Here is a 21,972-nt window from a genome sequence, read left to right as displayed (position 1 = left end):
GATCACTTTAATTACTTATTCTTATTCTTATTCTTATTCTTTACATCAGCAATCGTGTCTTGAGCTTCACCTTTCGCTTTATCACGTTTACCTTCTGCTTTTCGTTGGGAATCATCTGTTGCACTTCCCCATTGATCCTTTGCTTCACCTTTAACTTTATTTCCAATTGCTTTCGCTTTATCTTTCATACCATCACTCATGACGAAAACCTCCTATCATGTTTGTTAGTATTGGTTTTCCCTTATTGTTATTGATTAAACATGATTGACGTTTCTGCTTGAAGAAATCATATTTATAAACATCTCCAAAAAACGATCATCGTCCGTCAATTCGGGATGAAATGCACAAACAAGATAGTTTTTTTGACGTGCAGCTACGATTTTATCATCATATGCAGCTATTACTTCTACACCTTCGCCAACAGAATCGATATACGGTGCACGGATAAATACAGCATGATAGCTTTCTTTCATATTTTGGACTTGGATATTAGATTCAAAACTATCTTTTTGTCTACCAAATCCATTTCGTTCAACAGTTATATCCATGAGTTGCAAAGTAGGAGTATAATCCCTTCCAATCGTTTCTTTACTTAATAATACTAATCCTGCACAAGTTCCAAAAATAGCTTTTCCGTCAGTTGCAAAGTTCTGTATAGGTTCATATAAATGATTTTCTTCAATCAGTTTCCAAATAGCTGTACTCTCTCCACCAGGAATAATTAAGCCATCTAATTGATGTAAATCCGTTGGTTTCTTGACAACTACAGGTTGTTGTTTTAATTCTTTTAATCGGCTTACATGTTCACTAATCGCTCCTTGTAAGCCTAATACTCCTATACGATAAGGACTGAACATTCTATACACCACCTTTAAAGTTATTACCAGCCACGTTCTTGCATACGCTGATCAGCAGCTAAAGAATGCACATCGATACCAGTCATTGCTTCCCCTAGATCTTTCGATACTTCTGCAATACGTTCATAATCATCATAATAAGTAGTTGCTTGGACAATCGCATGGGCGAACTTTTCAGGGTGATGCGATTTAAAAATACCAGAGCCAACAAATACACCGTCTGCCCCTAATTCCATCATCAACGCAGCATCTGGTGGTGTAGCTATTCCTCCTGCTGCAAAATTAACAACTGGTAATCTTCCATTTTCTTTAATTTGTAGAAGTATCTCATATGGTGCTCCTAGATTTTTCGCCTCTGTCATCAATTCATCTTTGCTCATATGAACGACTTTTTTGACTTGTGCTTGAACTTCTCGCATATGACGAACCGCTTCAACAATATTCCCAGTACCAGGTTCTCCTTTTGTACGTAGCATTGCTGCGCCTTCACCAATTCTCCTAGCTGCTTCCCCCAAGTCTCTGCAACCACAAACAAACGGCACCGTATAATCAGACTTATTTAAATGGAATACTTCATCTGCTGGAGTTAGCACTTCACTTTCGTCAATATAATCAACTCCCAGTGATTCTAATACTCTTGCTTCTACTATATGACCTATTCGTGCTTTCGCCATGACAGGGATCGAGACAGACTGAATAATTTCTTCTACTAAGCTTGGATTTGCCATCCTTGCCACTCCTCCAGCAGCGCGAATATCTGATGGCACGCGTTCTAAAGCCATAACAGCTACCGCACCTGCCTGCTCAGCAATCTTGGCCTGCTCACTATTAACGACATCCATGATAACTCCGCCTTTTTGCATTTGAGCCATCCCTCTTTTAACTCGATCTGTACCAAGTTTTCTTTCCATAAATCTCACTCCTCATAATAGATTTTCTAGTGGTTTTTTATTATTATAAAAATAGATTGATATGTTTAAAAGCACCAATTTTTCATAATTTGATAAGGTCAGTTAGTAGAGAGGAGTTATTTAACATGGAAATGCTCAGTATACATTTGGATAGATCCCTAGGTACTCCATTATACGAACAAATATATATGTATATAAAACAGGAAATAATCAATTCTCATCTTTCATACGGAGAAAAGTTACCGTCCAAACGTAAATTATCAGAATTTCTTGAGGTCAGTCAGAATACAATTGAATCTGCATTTGATCAACTTATAGCTGAAGGATTTATTGAATCGATACCACGAAAAGGATATTTTGTATTGGCCCAGGGAGATTTAGAATATATTTATCAAGAGAAACACACTACTTCCACAGAAAATACTTCTGAAAATGAAATCAAATATGATTTTTACCCAAGTCGCATTGATACAGAAGCTTTTCCATTCGATCAGTGGAAGAAGTATGCAAAACAAATGATTGATAAACAATATCATCAACTATTATTACTAGGAGATGCACAAGGAGATGTTGAATTAAGAGAAGAAATTGCAAACTATCTTTATCACGCAAGAGGTATCCGTTGTGACCGTGATTCCATTATCATTGGTGCTGGTGTCGAAATATTATTACAGCAACTAATTTCTTTGTTCTCAAAAGAAACGTTATTTGGTATCGAAGACCCTGGTTACCAGCTGATTTTACATATTGTAAAACATTTTGGTCATCAAGCTTTTCCATTAGAAATGGATGATCAGGGGATTATGATGGAGGAATTGGAAAAAGCAGATCCATCATTAATATATGTAACCCCTTCTCATCATTTTCCATATGGATCTGTGCTATCTATTAATCGCAGAAATCAATTACTTCAGTGGGCAGGAAACAAACAGCAACGTTATATTATCGAAGATGACTATGATAGTGAATTTCGTTATACAGGAAAAACAATCCCGCCGCTGAAAAGTATGGATGTGAATGATCGTGTCATTTATTTAGGTTCCTTTTCGAAATCCTTAATCCCTTCACTGAGAGTAAGCTATATGATTTTGCCAAAACAGCTATTGCGTTTCTTCAACGACAAGCTTTCGTTCTATCATTCCACTGTCTCCAGAATCGATCAACAAGTACTTGCACAATTTATGAAGAATGGAGATTTTGAAAAACATCTCAATCGAATGCGAAAAATATATCGAAGAAAGTTGGAATTAGTTCTCGAACTTATAAGGCCTTACCATCCTATTATTCAGCTTGTTGGTGAACAATCTGGATTACATATTGTTTGTGAGGTAAAAAATGGGAAATCGGAACAGGAAATACTAGACAATGCAAATAAAGCTAATCTAAAGGTCTATCCGATTACAGCTTACACTGCTACGGATTGGTCAACGGAATATCCACAATTCATTATCGGATTTGCAGGGATACCATATAAACATTTACAACATGCGATTGAATCATTTTTAGACATCTGCCTGTCAAAGTAGAAATATGGTATAATTAGCATCTGTATTTTTTTAAAAAGGTGTGACATGATGAATAAACAAGAAATTATACAACGCATACTCATTGTATTCACGTTAACGTTAGCTGTAGCGTGTATAGGTATTTACATGGGACAATTCATACCTCAACAATGGATGCTGCCACTACTGATTATTGAAATTATCATGTTAATAGCTGCTGTACTTTTACGACGTTGGGGCCGAATTGGTTATATATTCTTATTTTCATTTGTGATAATATCCGGAATAACCATGTTTCCAGCAATTTACTATTATCTAAGTGAGATAGGTGCTATCGTTGTTTTATTTGTGTTTTTGTTAACTTTAATGATTTTTACCATTTTAGGAATAGTTGGCTGGGTATTAGAGAAAGATTTGTCTTTTATGGGTTCTACATTATTTATAATTTTACTTGTACTGATTGCTTTTAGCATATTTAATTGGTTTGTTCCACAATCTGATACAGTATTAGTAATCGTGGCTTGTGTTTCTGCTGGGCTATTTTCGGTATATATCGTTTATGACTTTAACCAAATCAAACATCGAGCATTAACCGCAAAAGATGTTCCAAGTGCAGTATTGAGCTTATACCTTGATTTTGTTAACCTTTTCCTCGACTTATTACGAATTGTAGCTTATGTTTTCAAAAGAAGAGGTTAACGTCGCTTGTCACCACTAATAGAAAGGAAGATTAATGTTGGAAGTACTTCAAACAATTATAGATCATGTAAATAATTTTTTATGGGAATACGTTTTAATCTTTGTGTTAATAGGTTTGGGGCTTTACTATACTATCAGAACAAATTTTGTTCAGTTTCGTTTGTTCCCTGAAATGTTTCGAGTTACTGGAGATAAGCGTTCCTTTGATGCTTCAGGGAAAAAAGGAACTAGTTCCTTTCAAGCATTTGCGATAAGTGCAGCATCTCGCGTTGGAACAGGAAATATGGCTGGTGTTGCAACCGCAGTTGCTTTAGGTGGACCAGGAGCATTATTTTGGATGTGGATTATTGCTCTTTTAGGTGCAGCATCTGGTTTTGTGGAAAGTACTCTTGCACAGCTTTATAAAGAAAAGGACTCTAATCAATATCGTGGTGGTCCAGCCTATTATATTGAAAAGGGCATGAAGAAACGTTGGCTCGGTATTGTATTTGCAATTACGATTACATTTACATATGGACTCGTATTTAATTCGGTACAATCCAATACAATTAGTTTAGCATTCGAAGGACAATTTCAAATTGATCCTCTTTGGATAGCTGTTATATTAACTACACTCGTTGCCGTGATTATATTTGGTGGATTAAAGAGTATAGCTAATGTATCACAAGTTATTGTACCTTTTATGGCTATACTGTATATCGTCCTTGCTTTGATCATACTAGTAATGAATATTCCTGCTATTCCAGACATGTTTGCACTTATTTTTTCCAATGCATTCGGTATTGAACAAGTAGCTGGCGGTGGATTTGGTGCAGCAATTATGATGGGAATTAAACGTGGACTATTTTCTAATGAAGCAGGTATGGGGGCTGCTCCTAATGCTGCTGCAACTGCTGAAGTTAGCCATCCAGTTAAACAAGGGTTAGTTCAAGCATTAGGTGTATTTTTCGATACTATTCTAGTGTGTACAGCAACAGGATTTGTTATCTTAACTGCCGGAGGTTTTGCAGGTAGTGATGATGATGGCATACAAATTACACAAACTGCATTTACCCAGACTCTTGGAGAATGGGCAGGAATATTTATTGCCGTAGCAATTTTCTTATTTGCATTTAGTTCTATCCTCGGTAATTATTACTATGGAGAAAATAATATTGCATATATTCGTAATACGAAAATTGGGTTATTTATTTATCGTATTGCTGTTCTAGCAATGGTTGTCTTTGGAACGCTGGCTTCATTTGATATGGTATGGTCGTTGGCAGATGTAACGATGGCATTGTTAGCATTAATTAACTTGTATGCAATTACCGTCCTATTTAAAAAAGCAAATATTCTACTTAAAGACTATGTAAAACAGCGTAAACAAGGGAAAGATCCAGTGTTTTATAAAGATACTTTAGATGACCAAACTGGTATTGAATGTTGGGATCGAGAATTCCACAAGAACCAATAATATGTAACGGAAAGCATCGCTTCATGCGGTGCTTTTTTATATGTATCATTTGAAACTCGTGCTTTCCTGCATGAGTCGCCGTCCTTCATTACAATCAATAGCCAAGTATTTTCTATAACCAGAACATTAATTCACGTGAACATTTTCTGTCACATTTATCTTTTACACACCTATATAGAATGCTACATAGGTGACAATACCTACATTGCTTCGATAGAATAGGTATGTCAAATACACTCGAAGATTAATAGGAGGTTTATTCCTTTGACGATAGAAAAAGTTTCTCAAGAGGCAAAGTTGTTTTTGACACAATACTGTGATGAAACAGATAAGCCACATGACTATTTAGCTAAACGAATCGCTCAAGTCAACTCGGAAATAGAAAAAAAAGGATACTATACTCAAATGTACGACGAAATTGTCTATGGCGCTAAGTTAGCATGGCGAAATTCCAATCGATGTATTGGTAGACTTTTTTGGGAACGGATAGAAGTCGTTGATGCACGAAATGTTGACACTTACGAAGAAGTTTTTGAATACCTCCTCAGCCATATACAATTATCGTTCAACCACGGAAGAATCAAGCCATACATTACCATCTTCCGTCCAGAACAAGACAAGAAGAACATCATAAAAATTTGGAATCATCAACTATTAAGATATGCAGGTTATCAAACGGACGAAGGTATTATTGGAGATCCAGATTCCATTGAGTTCACAAAAATTTGTGAACGTTTGAATTGGAAAGGCGCACGCACAAATTTCGATATTCTACCACTCGTAGTACAAATTGGAGACCAACATCCACAATGGATGGAGATTCCAAATGAGATCATTCCAGAAATACCAATCGAACATCCTGATTATCCGGAGATAGCTTCTTTAAATTTAAAATGGTATGCTATTCCAATTATATCTGATATGCGTTTAGAAATTGGCGGGCTCGATTATATTGCAGCTCCATTCAATGGTTGGTATATGGGAACAGAAATTGGTGCCAGAAATTTTGCCGATGAATATCGTTATGATATGTTACCAAAGATTGCTGAAAAGATGGGAATTAATACCAAACATGAAAGTAATCTTTGGAGAGATCGAGCATTGGTAGAATTAAATGCTGCCATTCTTTACTCATTTAAAAAGCAAGGGATTACGATTACAGACCACCACACTGCAGCTAAACAATTCGAAGTTTTTGAAAAGCACGAGGCTGTCAAAGGTCGGGATGTCACAGGTAAGTGGACTTGGCTTATACCGCCTGTTTCTCCTGCAACTACACATATATGGCATAAACCCTATAGAAACGATATTTTAAAACCTAATTTCTTTTATCAAAATAAATTTTATCAACCAACATCTTGTCCCTTTCATTAATAAAGCCTAGTGAATGTTAGTTTCACAAGGGCAGGATAAATAAAAAGCTTTTGGAGGAAATTTCTTATAATGAACCTTTCATCTATTTTTTTATTAGGAATCTTATCTATTTTACCAGGTGTAAGTGGTGCCGATTTATGGGATCACATAACCAAACCTTTCCAACTCATACATGATATTCAGGAAGAACAACCTGTTCATGAGCAATCTATTGTTGTTGATGGTCATATTGACACAATGATGAATGTTCTTGACGAAAATACATGGCTTCCAACTTTAAATATTGAAGAGCCGACATCGCTTCATATTGATATAGAAAAATTAAAAGAAAGTGGTATAGATGTAGGTTACTTTGCTGCATTTACAACAGATTACGGTTATACAGAAAGAAACTTAAGTAGAACATTAGCTTTAATAAATGCTTTGTACTGGACCGTTGAAAACAATCAGGAGTCCATGACTATCTCACCATCTCTCAATGAAATTAAAGATACACTTGCTAATGACAAAATTGCAATTGTACCAACTATAGAAGGCGGTTATTCTTTTTCACAAGAAAATAGTAAAGAACTTGTGCAACAGTATAAGGATCTTGGAATAAAAGCAATCGGATTTAATTGGAACTATTCAAACATTCTTGGTGAAGGAGCAGATGAAGTATACTTAGATGGACGTTCTTCTTCAGGCGGGTTAACGACAACAGGCGAAGAACTCGTTCAAGAAATGAATCGCCTAGGAATGATTGTAGATGTTTCTCATATGTCTAGAAGTACGTTTTGGGATGTGATCGAAACAACAGAAGCTCCTATTATGGCGACACATTCTGGTGTCGAAGAATTGAGAAGTCATCAAAGAAATCTAACTGATGAGCAATTACAAGCACTCAAAGAAAACAATGGCGTTGTTGGAATTGTATTTTATCCAGTATTTTTATCCGAAAATAACCAAGCTACTATCAATGATATTGTAGACCATATTGATTATGTCGTCGATTTAATAGGAATAAATCACGTTGCAATAGGTTCTGATTTTGATGGCGCAGATCTTCCTTCCGATATGACCGATAGTACTGACTTTCCCCTTCTGACTAAAGAATTGGAGAATAGAGGATATTCAAATGATGATATCCGAAAAATTCTTGGAGAAAATTCCTTAAGAGTAATGAATGATGTGGAAGAAATTTCAGAAGTTGAAAATGTTGCATCAAGTTCGACAGCTAATATTCTTCCTGAATTTCAAATGGGAGATCATATAAACTCTTCAACACCTACTTTCAAGGCAACCATTGAAATGGATGATTCCGCTCAAGTGGAAGAAGTTAATATTATTGTTGATGGACATAGATTTAAAGCAGAGTATGACGCAAGTTCTGGAGAGGTCTCTCATACAGTTACAGAAAAATTAACAGAATATTATCATGTCATCACCTTTGAAGTTGTATTAAATAATGGTGACACTATTCGAGATACTGCGATAGTATATTTAGATAATTAACTAAATAAGAACGAGCTCTGGACATAGTTAAAAGAGGTACGATATCCTGAAATTACATCCTAAAGCTCGTTCTTTTATTTTATTCAAAAATGATTGTCTTATTTTCATGGACAAGGATACGATCTTCTAAGTGCCATTTTACAGCTCGTGAGAGAACGCGTCTTTCAATTGATTGACCAATTTTCTTTAAATCGGCTGCATTTTGTTCGTGATTTACACGGTCAATATCTTGCTCAATAATCGGTCCTTCATCTAAGTCATTTGTTACATAATGTGAAGTTGCTCCAATCATTTTCACCCCGCGATCATATGCACGTTCATACGGTTTTGCCCCAATAAAAGCTGGTAAGAATGAATGGTGAATATTAATTATTTTATTTTCATATTTCTCAACAAAATGAGGACTAAGTATTTGCATATATCTTGCTAAGATAATCATCTCAATATCATATTTCTTTAGAATTTCATTTTGCTTGTCCTCAGCTTCCTTTTTTTGTCCTTTCGTGACTGGAACATGATAAAAAGGAATCCCAGCGGCCTCCACCATTTCCCTTGCAGTTTCGTGATTACTAATTACTACTTTAATATTTGCTAATAAATCTCCACTTTGCCATTCCCACAATAATTCAAGTAGACAATGAGGTTCTTTCGAAACAAAGATGGCTACATTTTTAAACTCACTCATCATAGCTATACGCCATTCCATTTCCATACGTTCAGCAACGAATTGAAACTTTTCCTTCAATTGTTCTACCTGTTCAGATAAACCTTTGATTTCAAATTCTAATCGCATGAAGAATTCTCCACCCTCTGGATCAACAGTATACTGATTGGAAGCTACAATATTTGCTCCTTGTTCATGTAAGAATGTTGAAACTGCTGCGACAATTCCTTGTTTATCTGGACATTTAATTAATAGTCGCGCTCGATCTTTATACCTTTCTTGAAATGTATCTAATTTATTTTCTGAATATCGGTACATATGAATCACAACTTTCTATCATCTTTTACTTTATCCTGCATGTAACGGGAATTTATAACCCCTACCTGATGAAGTTTTACTTTATAGTACTTTAAAGTATGAAAGAGCTATCAGTCAAGTTATGGCTTTATGTAAATATAATATTAGCAATTCCTGTAGGATTTATTATGACTCTCCGACTTTCGCCCATCCTAAATGATTATGTTTTGCATACAGTATAGATAGAACATCCAGAGTAGGGGGTATTGAAATGACTTCAGACAATAATTCATCTGATCCGAATAAGAAAAAGATATTACCTGAGAACTGGGATATTGACTTTAAACCACTACATCAATTTATGGATCGCATGGACTCTTTGTTCAATCATTCATTTAAGCAATTTAATGGTCATGTATTTCATCCCTTTTATGTAGATACCATTGAAACTGATGAAGCTATGATTATTAAAGCAGAGCTACCAGGGTATACACGAGAGCAAATTGAATTAGAAATAATCGGGAATCGCTTAAAGATAGTTGTAGAAAACAGAATATCAAATGAGCTACACTCAGATTCATTCTCCAAAAAGGAATCGTCAACTGAAAAAAAAGAAAGAACCATCACAATCCCATTTAATATTCCTAAAAAAGAAACAACAGCAACTTTAGAAAAAGGTATTTTAGCAATTACGATACCTAAATTGAATACAAATCGACATTTCTTAAACATTGAATAAACACACCCGTTTAGCAACGTAATGAGTACGCCGCTGTTATAGGGAAGATTCGACAATGGTCGAACTTCCTTTTTTCTTTGATCTATAGGTAATCACGGTGAGGAGACGAACCGATGATAACTTTCACCCTAACAAGGTAAGCCTCATAAGTAACATTTAGCAAGTCTTATTTAGTTATTTCGTTTTCTACAGCACGCACTCAAATATTATAATTTCCATTGCATAATAAAAAAACAGAGGCAGCGTCCATTAGAACGTAACCTCTGATTCTTTATTTGTTCCGAATATAAGGACAGTAATACCCCACTTAAAAAAGTTTCACTTTACTATTTTAATTTCTTCATGACTCCACTAATTAATGGACTGACGTTTTGATATACTTCCTGTAATTGACCAGCCGTTGTCATTAACTTACCGTAATCCCATTCACCTTTGTCATCTTGAAACATCGTTTTCACATGATTAGCAGTGCCTTGTATTTGACTATACTTATTTGATTGACCTGGTAAATACTTATTTTGTGGAGATAATCCAAAACCTCTTCTTCTTATTGCAGTCGGTTGAGGTCTACGTGGTCGTGGTCCAAATATTGGTCTTTCTGAACGTCTATCAAACATTTGTACAGTTCCCCTCCTCCGAGATACTTTGCTATAATTTATGCAAATATGTTTCATTGGAAAGGGCAATCCGTCTATCTCTTCATAAAAGACATTTTTTTGTCTCCTATTAATCGAGTCCAATTTGATTTCTTGCAGCTTCCATTACACTAGCTACATGAAGGGAATGTTCTAGGAGTTGGTCTCTTGCCACATAATCCTCGTTTGTAATAATCTCTTGAAAACGTCTAAATTCATACGTTAATCTAGGATCATCTTGTTGAACAGAAATAACTATTTCTTCATCTTTTTTCTTCAACGTTACTTTTTGAACTCCATTAGCCCCTTGAGAAACATAGAGATATCCTTCTTCGCCTTGAATCATTACAAAATTAACTCCAGTCGTATCTTTTGCTCCTACACAACTAGCTTGGAAAGTCGGATAAGATAACACCGCTATTCCAGAAGTATCTATTCCATTGCTATGTTGATTCGCTGAATAGTTAACTTTTTCTGGCTTTCCAAATAAGTTAAGCACGAAATGAAGATTATAAATGTTTATATCTGCCAATGCACCTCCAGCAAATTTAGGATCAAATATATTCGTAACCTCTCCATTTTTTAGTTGATCATAACGACTAGAATACTGGCTATAATTGCATTGCACTAGCTTAATCGGCCCAAGACTGTCTAAATGTTCTTTAATTAGTTGATAATTGGGTAAATGTAAAGTTGGAATAGCTTCAAATAAAAATACTTCTTTTTCCTTTGCAAGTGAGAATAATGCTTTAGCTTCTTCATGAGATGAAGTAAAAGGTTTTTCACAAATGACATTTTTTCCATATTCCATCGAAAGACGAGCTTGTTCAGCATGTAAACTATTAGGCGAGGCAATATAAATGGTATCAATTTCAGAATCACTTAACATTTCCTCTAAATTCGTATATATTTTTGCAATATCATAACGATCTGCCAGGCGCTGTGCTTTATCTTTAGTCCGTGAAAAAGCAGCAACACATTGCACATCTTGTAACGATTCAATTGCTTGTAACATTTCCTCTACTATTTTCCCAGAACCAATAGTTGCTATATTCAATTTACATCTTCCTTTCTTCCATAGTAATTCTGTTTCACCTACATTGTAATCCAAATCAATAGATAGATATAGTCTTTTTCATCTAAAAACAAAAAAGACAGGATACTCCAATCCCTATCAAAGCCATATTTCCTACCTTATCTATATAATAAAATCTTCCCGTCTTTTCTTTATCGTCTCGCAAAACGGGAAGATTAACTGAGATTATCTATCTTCCATTATGTTTCTTATTGTATTTGCAGCTAACTCCGGATTCTCTTGTCCAGTAATAGCACTGCCAATTATAACAATATCTGGTTTGTGTTGTTTAATATCTGGTAATGTTTTCGAATTGATTCCTCCAGCCACTGCTACTTGTACAGGAATTCCCTCGATTAAAGAAAATAAATCGGTATGAAAGACCCCTTCTGATTGTTTATCTTTACCCACATGTAAACCTACTAAATCAGCCCCAGTCGATGATAACTCTTTTACTCGATCTGCAGATTGGATTTCTAACAAGTCTATCATTATTTGTCCATTCATTTCTTTTGCAACTTGTAAAGTCTCTTTAATGGTAGAATTAGCTGCGAATCCCATTACAGTTACAATATCTGCCCCTGCTGTAAATGCTTGCTTTGCTTCATATTTTCCGGCATCACATATTTTCATATCTGCTAGAATCTTTTTTCCAGGATATAATTCTTTTATTTCTTTTATAATCGAGACGCCATATTCTTTAATTACGCCAGTTCCAATCTCGATAATATCAATATGTTGTTTCACACTTTCTAGTATGCGAATACTTTCCCCACGTGTTAGTCGATCTAATGCTAATTGTAATTTCATAAATTCTCACCTCGATTACCGTTCTATTCTCTCTACTTCTCCTAGTCGTTCTTGAACATCTTCATAATATGGAAGCCCTTCGTTATCACCTGTAATACCAACAACCATCGATCCTATTGTATTTGCAAAATTAAGTGTTCGCTTTAAAGACCATTCATGAAGATAACCATAGAGAACTCCAGCATTAAATCCATCTCCTGCACCGACCGTATCTACGACTTTGCTAGCTTTAACTGGAGCTGCTTTAATCGTTTCACCAAGAGAATAACCTACTGATCCGTTTTCTCCTTGCTTAATCGTTACATAAGAGATCCCCATTTTTTTACACGCTTCAATAATTGCTACCGGGTCCCGTTTTCCAATAATAATGTCCATTTCCTCGTCACCAGCTAACAAAATATCAACATCCGGTAAAATTTCTAACAATACCTTCCGAGCTTGTTCCTTCGACCACATTTTTAAGCGAATATTTGGGTCAAAAGATATTTTCACCCCATGTTTCTTTGCCAAATGTATAGCCTGCTTCCATACTTTTAATGCTGCGTCACCAATAGCAGGGAATATTCCTGTTAAGTGGAGAATTTTTGCATTTTTAAAGTATGATTCATTTAAATCATCTGGTGTCATCGACAACGTAGGTGATTTATCACGATAGTAAAATGTTTTTACACTGCCATCTTCCATAATTTCTTTAAAGTTAATCGATGTTGGATAGTGGTCGATAAAATCTATTTCCGATGTATCAATGCCTTCTCCTCTTACAAAATTACGAATGGATTTCCCAAATTCGTCATTACCAAGTCTGGTTATATATCCAGTATTTAGCCCTAACCGTGAGCATCCGATAGCTAAATTCAACTCCGCCCCACCAATTGTTTTATGAAATCCATTTACAAATTTCATAGGTCCAGTAGATTCTGGGTTGAAAACTACCATCGCTTCTCCTAACGTTATAATATCTTTCATATATACCCCTCCCAATCACCTTATATTTTCCATAACATAGATTTGACCGTTATCTGCAATAATTGCTTTATCTACCAAATGGGTGAAAATTCCAGTTTCAATTACTCCTACGATTTGTTTCAATGATGCATGTAAGGTCACTGCGTCGTCTATCTTTTTAAATTCACAATCAATAATATAGTTCTGATTATCCGAAACAAAAATTTCTCCATTCAATAAACGCAATTTGGTATGGCAACCAAGTTGTTGTAGCCTTTGTTCCGTAGCCTGCCATCCAAATGGCACAACTTCAACTGGCACTGGGAACGTTCCTAGCTTTCTTACTTTCTTTTCACCACTAGCAATTACGATAAAGGTGTCAGCAACCAAATCTATCATTTTTTCTCTAACTAATGATCCGCCTCCACCTTTAACCAAATGAAGCTGTTCATCGATCTCATCTGTTCCATCAATCGAAATATCTACGTTTTGATACGAGGCAAAAGTTGTTAAAGGGATCTTAAGCTTTCTAGCTAATCGTTCTGATTTTTTCGATGCAGGAATACCTACTATTTGCAATCCTTCTTCTTTGATTCTATCTGCCAAACAATAGAGGAATTCATTTACAGTCGATCCAGATCCAATTCCAATAACCATGCCTTCTTTGATGTACCTTACCGCTTCTCGTGCTGCAATAAGTTTATCATTGTATTCCACTATATTCGCCTCTTTCTAGTTAGAATAAGCTAGGATTAATCATTTTCGGAATATAGAAAGCAATATCCGGGAAAAATGCGATGAATAACAAGACTACTAAAACAATTGCAATATAAGGGATTACTGCCACAAAAGAACGTTCTGTCGACATATTTCCAATTTTCGCAGCCAATAATAGACATAACCCGTATGGTGGCGTAATTAATCCAATTGCTAACGTAATCACTACAATTAATCCTAAATGTACTGGATCGATCCCCAATTCTAGTGCAGTAGGTAAAATAACAGGAACAAATAAAATCATTGCCGGAATTGCATCCATAAAAGTTCCTATAAATAAGAAGAAAACAATAATAATTAAAATAAATAACCATTCTGCGCCAATATTATTCGCAAAGAACTCTTGAGCCATTGCTCCTAATTGGTAATAACTCATTAATTCACCTAATGCACTCGCTGCAGCTAGAGCGAATAACGATAAAGAACTAAGTGCCAAGGTGTCGAATAATATCTTTGGAAAATCTTTGAACTTCAACGTTTTATAGTAAAACATACAAATAACAATCGTATAAAGTGATGCTACGGCAGCTGCTTCTGTGGCTGTAAAGAATCCGGTGATAATTCCACCGATAATGATTACTGGTGTAAGTAATGCTGGTATCGCTTCCAATAATAATTTAAAAAATACTTTCATCTCCACTTTTGCATCTTTCGGGTAATTTCTCTTTAGTGCGATGAAATAAATAAGAACCATCATTCCAACACCAATTAGAATACCAGGAATAATCCCCCCTAAAAATAATGCCCCGATGGAAGCATTCGTAAGACCAGCAAAAATAATCATTGGAATACTAGGGGGTATGACAACGCCAACTGTAGAGGAAGCTGCAGTAACCCCTACTGCGGTTTCTTTATCATAGCCTTTTCGTAACATGCTCGGTATTAGAACTTTTCCTACACCAGCAGTATCTGCTTGTGCTGCTCCAGAAACACCGGCAAACATCATCGAAACTAATACATTCGCATGAGCAAGCCCTCCACGTATTGGACCAACAATAGCTAACGCTAACTCAATCAACTTCTCTGAGATTTTCCCTGAGTTCATTAAGTTTGCTGCTAGAATGAACAAAGGCACAGCCAGTAGGACAAAGGAATCGAGGCCATTCACCATTTTCATTGCAACTGTAGCTTCAGGTGTATAAGGAATACCACTAATCCCAAGTAAAGCTACTATTCCAATAACAAAAGCAATCGGTACACCGATAATCATTAATACTAAGAAAATTGCTAATAACATAATTCCCATTATTCATGTACCTCCTTTGCTTTGATTATGCGAATGTGCTCTACGAAATGAGAGGTAGTATATATAAGCATGGTAGCTGCCATCACTGGAATTACTAACCATACATACCCCATTTTCATTTGTGGTATCGACGACCAAGTATAATTCCAAAACTCGCTTACCACCTGTACTCCTAATAAAAAAATACATATATTAAAAATGAAAAGGATTGCATCATTAAAAATACTAAGGTAAGCCCTTTTTTTGCCTTTAAGCTTTTGAACTAGAAAGTCAAAATTAAAGTGCTCTCTCCGATTTACCATAACTGCTGATCCCATAAACACGGCCCAAATAAATGAATAATTAGCCGCCTCTTCTGTCCAGACCACAGAAATTCCTAAATGTCGAGTAACGATTTGTAATACAATAATTCCAAAAAACACACAGAGAAAAATAACACCAATGGTAATTTGTATTTTCTCTATAGCATTTGTCATCTTTTTCATGGTGAATCCTCTCCTTTCGTTAGTCTTCTAAACTTCTAATCTGCTGAAGCAGTCCTTCCACTTCAATCTCTTTAGCAAAATCATTTAAAATCGGTGTTGCAATATCAATGAAAGGCTGACGATCAATTTCATTAACTTCCGCACCATCCTCAATTGCTTTTTCCTTATATTCTTCATCTTGTTCCATCGTTGCCTCTCGTTCGGCTACCACAGATGCTTCTGCCGCTTGCAAGATGATTTCTTGTTGTTCCTTCGTATAATTATCGAACTTTTCCCCATTTGTTAATAAAAAGCGAGTCGTGTAGTCATGTGCTGTCTCTGTAATGTATTTACCATTACTTGTTGTGTGATGTGCTTGTTGCACGAAAAACGGATATGCATTCTCTGAGGAATCTACGACATCCTGTTGTAATCCTTGATATAACTCACCCCAAGATATTCCTGATGGGATTGCTCCAGTAGCCTTCCAAAAATCAGAAATTACTCCTGAGGTTTGTGTACGCAAGGATACCCCTCGTAAGTCCTCCACTGATTCAATTGGTTTCTTGCCATAGTAATGTCTTACACCTGCTGACCAATAACCTAGCAGTTTAAATGAATTGTCTGATTTCTCATTAATGATTTGTGCCATTTCTTGTCCAACTTCTCCATCAACTGCCGCTAACCAATGTTTATAACTATTAAACAAATATGGTGCTGAAAACAAATCTACTTCTCTAATTCCTGTTTGTGTCATGAACCCGGGAGAAGCTAATATAACATCCGCTGCCCCTAATTGAAGTTTCTCTACTAACTCCGATTCTTCTGTTCCAATCGTACCTGCATGAACTTCTACTTCCATTTTTCCACCTGATTCTTCTTCCACTACTTCTTTAAACTTGAGCAAACCAGTCTGATATGGATTATCTGGTGAAGTCTGGTTATGAGCAGCAATAATTTTAATTTTGCCATCTTCTCCTGCATCAACTTCATTCGTATTGCAAGCAGAAAGTACTAAAGCTATTAAACTTATAAACAAAATCATGAAAGCGATTTTATTTTTTCTCATAAAACGTTCCTCCCTCTTGATGTATTAGCAATTGTTTTCTAGACTTGATTAGCGCTTTGAATATATTGTTTCGCACGTTCAGTTAATTCAGCGTAATCTTCTTTTGTTTGAAGTAACGGAGCATTTACTAAGCTGCTTCCTGTTCCTACAGCTACACTTCCTGCTTTTAAATAATCACCGATATTATCCAAAGTGATTCCACCGGTGACCATCGCTTTCACGTGTGGTAATGGCCCACGAATATTCTTCACATAGTTAGGACCAACTGCATCGATAGGGAAAATTTTCACCATTCTAGCACCATGTTCATATGCAGTTAATACTTCTGTCGGTGTAAACACACCAGGGATATGTTCTACACCATACCGTTGACAAATTTCTAGCGTTTTTATATTTAATGTTGGGGATACAATAAAAGTTGCTCCAGCTAAAATTAATGCCCTTGCCGTCTCTGGATCAAGCACTGTGCCTGCTCCAATTTGAATTTCTTCATTTACATTCTGTACTGCTGTTTTAATTACATTTTCAACATTCGGTGTTTCAGCTGTTATTTCCACATGATGAATTCCACCTTTTGCTAACGCTTCCAAAATGGATACAATATTATCCGAATTTGCTTTTCGGATAACTGCTACTACTTTTTCTTCTTGAATACCTTCTATTACTGACATAAATAATCCCACCTTATTCTAAATTAGTATGTTTTTGGTTTAGACTTTCTACACTTCGATTGGCTGGATACATATCTAATAAATACACTACAATAGCATCTAATAATAGATGAGCAGATTGATCAAACTGACTACCAAGTGGTTGAATTGTATCTGGTTCTTGCGACAAACGTTTTTTAGTTGCGGCTGGCACACGGACGATATAATCACTTTGTGAGCCGATTGAAGATTCTTTATTTGTTGTTACTAAACCTACTTTCGCATCAATTTCCTTTGCTTTATTTGCATAATTCAATAAGGAAGTTGTCCCTCCAGAACCAGAAATTAATAACAATAAATCATTTGATTCTAAGCTGGGTGTATTTGTTTCTCCTACAATATAAATCTGATAACCACTATGCATAAGGCGCATACCAAACATTTTTCCTACTAACCCAGAGCGGCCGGTTCCCGCAATAAATACTCGAGGTGCTTGTTGGATACCTTCCGCTAATTCAATTACTTCTGCTTCAATAACTTGTCCCAGAACTTCCTGAATTTCTCTAGCGATAGTATTTATTTTTTGTTTCACGATAATCATCTTTCCTTTCTATTCAACAAGATTTTCTCCGATTCACCATTGGTTCGAAACGGAAGGTTTCCCTTGTACTTATATCTTGTGGATTTTTGATTTGTGTAAATAATAGCTCAGCAGCTTTCTTTCCCATTTCAAAAGCTGGCTGTGAAATCGTTGTTAATGCTGGCTGATAAAATTCTGCAAATGATACATCATCGACATTTACTAATGCTACATCATCTGGAATTCGGATATTTTGATAATTCATAAAGGATAGTACTTCATGTAAAACGCGATCATTTATCGCAAAAATTGCGTCTGGCGGTTCAGATAATTGAAAGAGCTCCGTCAACTTTTTTTGTATTTCATTAATTTCACCACAAGCAATATATTCATCAGATAATGATTTCCCATGTTTAGCTAGCTCATTTTTAAAACCAATTAATCTTTCCATTCTCGGTGTCAAATTCTCTTTTAACGGTGATGTTACTATGGCAGGTCGTTGATAATCTTTTAATAAATCCACTGCTAGAGTTGCAGCTTTATAGTTATCAAGTAATACAGTAGGAATATCTAATCCATCTACCAATCTGTCCATAAATACTAATGGATATTTTTCCTCTAAAAGTCCTTGATAAAGCGCAACATTATCACCGGTTGGAAAAGCAATGATTCCATCTACTTGTTTTGCCCGGAGCATATCTATATAGGTTTTCTCTTTATCAGAATTATCGTCTGCATTACATACAATGACATGAAATCCTTTTTCATGGCAGAAATCTTCTATTGCTCGAATGACCTGAGTTGAAAATACATGAAGAATATTTGCAACAATAACCCCAATGGTAGTCGATGATTTTTGTTTTAGGCTTCTGGCCACCATATTCGGACTATACTTTAGCTCTTTAATTGCAGACTCAATTTTTTCTTTTGTTTTTTGTCCCATATAATCATAACGACCGTTCAAATACTGTGATACTGTGCTTTTTGATACACCTGCATGTATCGCAACATCAGAAATTGTAATTCTTTTTGTCATAAGTTAATCCCTTCTATGCTCTATAACTAAAACGGTTTAGTAAATCGATTTAGTAACAGTATAAGATAAATGTAACCGTTTTACAATACTAATTTTTGGATTACTCTTTTTAAATAAGATATAGCAATTATGCTGTTGACTCGAATACAAAAATAAAAAGCCAACTCTTCTAAAAAAGTTGACTTCCAATTTATTTATATTACCATCCGTATGGTGAGTAGTAACTATACGTCGGATATGGAGGATAGTAGTAATATGGTGCTGATAACAATTCACCTGCTAATAATCCTCCTGCCAATCCTCCTAAAAAAGGCGCTCCGCCAAATCCAAAAAATGGTCCTACATAGCCTCCGTGGAAAATGGGACGTCCATGAAAGCCTCCACCATGAGGTCGTGACTCTATATACGATTCATATGGTTCTATATAGTTATTTTGATCAAATTGATAATTATTCAATTTGTTATCCCTCTTTCCTCCAAAATATATATCTTTCTAATGTATTCTATGCAAGTGTCTATATTTTGGATGGGCAGATTATTACGATACAAACCGAATGTCCAAATAACTATAGTTATAATTCTTTTAGGAATATGGGAATTGGCGTTTCGTATGTTGAATAGAGATCCATTTTGTTGTCGTGAACGCTTCTAAACTCCACTCTCCATTTAAACGACCTACTCCAGAATTTTTCACTCCTCCAAATGCCACATTCGGCTCGTCATTAATTGTTCCGTCATTAATATGGATCATACCAGATTCTAATTGTTTCGCTACTTCTGCACCTCGATTTACATCTCTCGTATGCACGGCACCGCTAAGACCATATGAACTAGCATTTGCATATGCGATGGCCTGTTCTTCTGATGTAACTTTCATAATCGCTACAACTGGAGCAAAGAATTCTTCATTGGCAATTTGCATATCTGGAGTTACTTCTGTAAAGATGACTGGCTCTACTACATTACCTTTCACCTGCCCTCTTACTAATGGGTGGGCACCTTCTTCAATCCCTTTTTCTATAAGGTTAACTGTATTTTTTACTTGGCGCTCATTAATTAAAGGACCGATGATTGTATTTGAATTTGCAGGGTCGCCGCAAGTTAATGTTTTAACTTTTTCCACGTACTTCTGAACAAATTCATCATATACATCTTCGTGAACAATAATCCGATTTGCAGACATACAGATTTGTCCTTGGTGCGTAAATCGACTAAATACTCCAGCACTTACTGCATAATCAATATCTGCATCTTCAAGTACGATTAATGCACTGTTACCGCCTAGCTCTAAATGAACTTCTTTTAGATTACGAGAAGCCACTTCACCAATATGCTTACCTACTTTTGTAGATCCTGTAAAGGATATCGCACCTGGAACGGGGTGATCTACAAAACGATCACCTATCTCAGAAATCTCCGTTGTTACTACTTGAAGTACGCCTTTAGGAAGTCCAGCCTCTTCAAATATCTTTGCTATCATTGTTCCACCCGTAATTGCTGTATGTTCGTGCGGTTTTAATACAACCGCATTACCTGTAGCTAATGCTGGAGCAACTGACTTCATAGAAAGGAAAAACGGGAAGTTAAATGGACTAATCACACCTACAACCCCTACTGGTACTCGATAAACACGGTTTTCTTTACCATCTATCGGTGATGGTAAGATACTTCCGCTCATTCGCATTGGAAAAGAGGAGGCTTCCTTAATCATATTGGTAACAAGTCCAATTTCAAATTCGGCTTTCAGACGAGTTCCACCTATTTCTTGAATAATAATATCGACTATTTCTTCATGATTTTCTTCCATATAACTAACAGCTTTATTCATGATTTTTTGTACGTTAATCGGATTTTCCTTAGCCCATTTTTTTTGCACTACTTTTGCTGATTCATATGCCATATCTAGATCTTGTAAGGAAGCTGCACGATATGAAGCAATAACCTCTCCATTAAATGGATTCGTATTTTGAATCGTAGCCTGACCACTTCCATCTTTCCATACACCATTTATATATTGTGATTCTAGTTGCTTATAAATTGACATGATACACTCTCCTCTAATTTCGTATTTCTGTATTTTCCTTAGCCATTGTAGCTAAGCTTTGAATATTGCTATTTACTTCTTGCATTGTAGCTGTAAGTTCCTCTATGGCAGCAGATTGAGAGTCTGATTCAAGATTTGCTTTCTGAATATCTTTATCAAGACCATCGATAACGGATTTAATTTTATTCGTAATCGTATAGATTTCATCTACTTGTATTTTTGAATTAGCAGCCATTTTGCGAACTTCGCTAGCAACTACAGAAAAACCTCTACCATATTCTCCTGCTCGAGCAGCCTCAATAGCTGCATTTAAACCAAGTAGATTACTTTGGTCGGCAATGCCTTTTACCGTTTGAGAAAACTCTTCAATTAACTGGACACTTTCTCCAACCTCAATTGATTTTTGTGATACAAAGTTCATATTCTCTGACAATTGAGAAATAGATTCCGCCATATCTGTTATTGTTTTAGTAATATCTTCAAAAACATTAGATAAATTCCCGGAAACATCTGACAATTGTTGTGCCTTATCAACGTTCATTCCTAACCCCACACCGCCAACAATGTTTCCAAATTCATCTATTATAGGTACTGCTTTTGAAATTAATTTAACACCTAGAATATGAGCAGGAACCACCATTGACT

24 protein-coding genes are annotated in these 21,972 nt (G+C 35.8%); 6 read left to right on the top strand and 18 right to left on the bottom strand.

Annotation, left to right across the window (positions count from 1 at the left end):
• Positions 1-11: 11 nt before the first annotated feature.
• Genes AQ616_RS08260 through pdxS form a run of 3 tightly spaced genes read right to left on the bottom strand, consistent with a single transcriptional unit; the run spans position 12 to position 1,768 of the window.
• Entirely contained in the window at positions 12-200 is a 189-nt protein-coding gene (locus tag AQ616_RS08260) for a CsbD family protein (protein ID WP_069685518.1), read from the bottom strand.
• A gap of 54 nt (positions 201-254) precedes the next feature.
• Positions 255-857, bottom strand: coding sequence for a pyridoxal 5'-phosphate synthase glutaminase subunit PdxT (pdxT, locus tag AQ616_RS08255; RefSeq protein ID WP_017797864.1), 603 nt, complete (start codon positions 855-857; stop codon positions 255-257).
• A 23-nt stretch (positions 858-880) separates the two neighbouring features.
• Positions 881-1,768, bottom strand: a complete 888-nt coding sequence (gene pdxS / locus AQ616_RS08250) for a pyridoxal 5'-phosphate synthase lyase subunit PdxS (protein ID WP_069685517.1) — start codon at positions 1,766-1,768, stop codon at positions 881-883.
• A 125-nt stretch (positions 1,769-1,893) separates the two neighbouring features.
• Here pdxS and pdxR point away from each other — a divergent pair, with 125 nt between their 5' ends.
• The 5 genes from pdxR to AQ616_RS08225 all read left to right on the top strand — a co-directional run bounded on the left by pdxR (position 1,894) and on the right by AQ616_RS08225 (position 8,296).
• Positions 1,894-3,294 carry a MocR-like pyridoxine biosynthesis transcription factor PdxR gene (gene pdxR / locus AQ616_RS08245; protein ID WP_069685516.1) on the top strand — a complete coding sequence of 467 codons (1,401 nt, stop codon included), beginning with the start codon at positions 1,894-1,896 and terminating at the stop codon, positions 3,292-3,294.
• A 48-nt stretch (positions 3,295-3,342) separates the two neighbouring features.
• Positions 3,343-3,972: a Bax inhibitor-1/YccA family protein gene (locus AQ616_RS08240; protein WP_069685515.1), complete on the top strand. Its 630-nt coding sequence runs from the start codon at positions 3,343-3,345 to the stop codon at positions 3,970-3,972.
• Between the two features lie 34 nt (positions 3,973-4,006).
• Positions 4,007-5,428 (top strand): alanine/glycine:cation symporter family protein, encoded by a 1,422-nt coding sequence (locus tag AQ616_RS08235; RefSeq protein ID WP_069685514.1) that lies wholly within the window; start codon positions 4,007-4,009, stop codon positions 5,426-5,428.
• A gap of 264 nt (positions 5,429-5,692) precedes the next feature.
• Complete coding sequence (locus AQ616_RS08230; RefSeq protein WP_069685513.1) at positions 5,693-6,802, top strand: nitric oxide synthase oxygenase; 1,110 nt, start codon at positions 5,693-5,695, stop codon at positions 6,800-6,802.
• Between the two features lie 69 nt (positions 6,803-6,871).
• Positions 6,872-8,296, top strand: a complete 1,425-nt coding sequence (locus tag AQ616_RS08225; RefSeq protein ID WP_069685512.1) for a dipeptidase — start codon at positions 6,872-6,874, stop codon at positions 8,294-8,296.
• Between the two features lie 79 nt (positions 8,297-8,375).
• Here AQ616_RS08225 and purU read toward each other — a convergent pair whose 3' ends face one another.
• On the bottom strand, positions 8,376-9,278 hold the full coding sequence (gene purU, locus AQ616_RS08220; RefSeq protein WP_017797871.1) for a formyltetrahydrofolate deformylase: 903 nt from the start codon (positions 9,276-9,278) through the stop codon (positions 8,376-8,378).
• A gap of 250 nt (positions 9,279-9,528) precedes the next feature.
• Between purU and AQ616_RS08215 the strand changes: the two genes are divergently transcribed.
• Positions 9,529-9,996 carry an Hsp20/alpha crystallin family protein gene (locus AQ616_RS08215; protein WP_017797872.1) on the top strand — a complete coding sequence of 156 codons (468 nt, stop codon included), beginning with the start codon at positions 9,529-9,531 and terminating at the stop codon, positions 9,994-9,996.
• 326 nt (positions 9,997-10,322) lie between these two features.
• On the opposite strand, the gene AQ616_RS08210 is transcribed toward AQ616_RS08215, so the two are convergent.
• From AQ616_RS08210 to AQ616_RS20190, 14 genes are all read right to left on the bottom strand, one after another.
• Positions 10,323-10,613, bottom strand: coding sequence for a YppG family protein (locus AQ616_RS08210; protein ID WP_017797873.1), 291 nt, complete (start codon positions 10,611-10,613; stop codon positions 10,323-10,325).
• Between the two features lie 109 nt (positions 10,614-10,722).
• Complete coding sequence (locus tag AQ616_RS08205; RefSeq protein WP_017797874.1) at positions 10,723-11,688, bottom strand: Gfo/Idh/MocA family protein; 966 nt, start codon at positions 11,686-11,688, stop codon at positions 10,723-10,725.
• Between the two features lie 204 nt (positions 11,689-11,892).
• A complete protein-coding gene (hxlA, locus tag AQ616_RS08200; protein WP_069685511.1) occupies positions 11,893-12,516 on the bottom strand; it encodes a 3-hexulose-6-phosphate synthase in 624 nt (207 codons plus the stop codon).
• A 15-nt stretch (positions 12,517-12,531) separates the two neighbouring features.
• The gene (locus AQ616_RS08195) at positions 12,532-13,482 is read right to left on the bottom strand and encodes a sugar kinase (protein ID WP_017797876.1); all 951 of its coding nucleotides are present in this window, start codon (positions 13,480-13,482) and stop codon (positions 12,532-12,534) included.
• Positions 13,483-13,497: 15 nt separating this feature from the next.
• Positions 13,498-14,178: a ribose-5-phosphate isomerase RpiA gene (gene rpiA / locus AQ616_RS08190; protein WP_069685510.1), complete on the bottom strand. Its 681-nt coding sequence runs from the start codon at positions 14,176-14,178 to the stop codon at positions 13,498-13,500.
• A 19-nt stretch (positions 14,179-14,197) separates the two neighbouring features.
• Entirely contained in the window at positions 14,198-15,484 is a 1,287-nt protein-coding gene (locus tag AQ616_RS08185) for a TRAP transporter large permease (RefSeq protein WP_017797878.1), read from the bottom strand.
• Positions 15,484-15,969: a TRAP transporter small permease gene (locus AQ616_RS08180; protein ID WP_069685509.1), complete on the bottom strand. Its 486-nt coding sequence runs from the start codon at positions 15,967-15,969 to the stop codon at positions 15,484-15,486. The genes AQ616_RS08185 and AQ616_RS08180 overlap by 1 nt, the downstream gene beginning before the upstream one ends.
• Positions 15,970-15,988: 19 nt before the next feature.
• Positions 15,989-17,017 (bottom strand): TRAP transporter substrate-binding protein, encoded by a 1,029-nt coding sequence (locus tag AQ616_RS08175; protein WP_069685508.1) that lies wholly within the window; start codon positions 17,015-17,017, stop codon positions 15,989-15,991.
• A 38-nt stretch (positions 17,018-17,055) separates the two neighbouring features.
• Positions 17,056-17,688, bottom strand: coding sequence for a bifunctional 4-hydroxy-2-oxoglutarate aldolase/2-dehydro-3-deoxy-phosphogluconate aldolase (locus tag AQ616_RS08170; RefSeq protein WP_017797881.1), 633 nt, complete (start codon positions 17,686-17,688; stop codon positions 17,056-17,058).
• A 13-nt stretch (positions 17,689-17,701) separates the two neighbouring features.
• On the bottom strand, positions 17,702-18,268 hold the full coding sequence (gene hxlB, locus AQ616_RS08165) for a 6-phospho-3-hexuloisomerase (protein ID WP_017797882.1): 567 nt from the start codon (positions 18,266-18,268) through the stop codon (positions 17,702-17,704).
• A gap of 13 nt (positions 18,269-18,281) precedes the next feature.
• The gene (locus AQ616_RS08160; protein ID WP_069685507.1) at positions 18,282-19,283 is read right to left on the bottom strand and encodes a LacI family DNA-binding transcriptional regulator; all 1,002 of its coding nucleotides are present in this window, start codon (positions 19,281-19,283) and stop codon (positions 18,282-18,284) included.
• A 199-nt stretch (positions 19,284-19,482) separates the two neighbouring features.
• The gene (locus AQ616_RS08155; RefSeq protein WP_069685506.1) at positions 19,483-19,740 is read right to left on the bottom strand and encodes a hypothetical protein; all 258 of its coding nucleotides are present in this window, start codon (positions 19,738-19,740) and stop codon (positions 19,483-19,485) included.
• 126 nt (positions 19,741-19,866) lie between these two features.
• Positions 19,867-21,327, bottom strand: coding sequence for an aldehyde dehydrogenase family protein (locus AQ616_RS08150; protein ID WP_069685505.1), 1,461 nt, complete (start codon positions 21,325-21,327; stop codon positions 19,867-19,869).
• Positions 21,328-21,340: 13 nt separating this feature from the next.
• Positions 21,341-21,748, bottom strand: a complete 408-nt coding sequence (locus AQ616_RS20190) for a methyl-accepting chemotaxis protein (RefSeq protein WP_260049339.1) — start codon at positions 21,746-21,748, stop codon at positions 21,341-21,343.
• Positions 21,749-21,972: the final 224 nt, after the last annotated feature.

Origin of the sequence: Oceanobacillus sp. E9, assembly GCF_001741975.1 — a bacterium.
Lineage (GTDB): Bacteria > Bacillota > Bacilli > Bacillales > Amphibacillaceae > Oceanobacillus > Oceanobacillus kimchii.
This window is presented reverse-complemented; position numbering and strand designations above follow the sequence as displayed.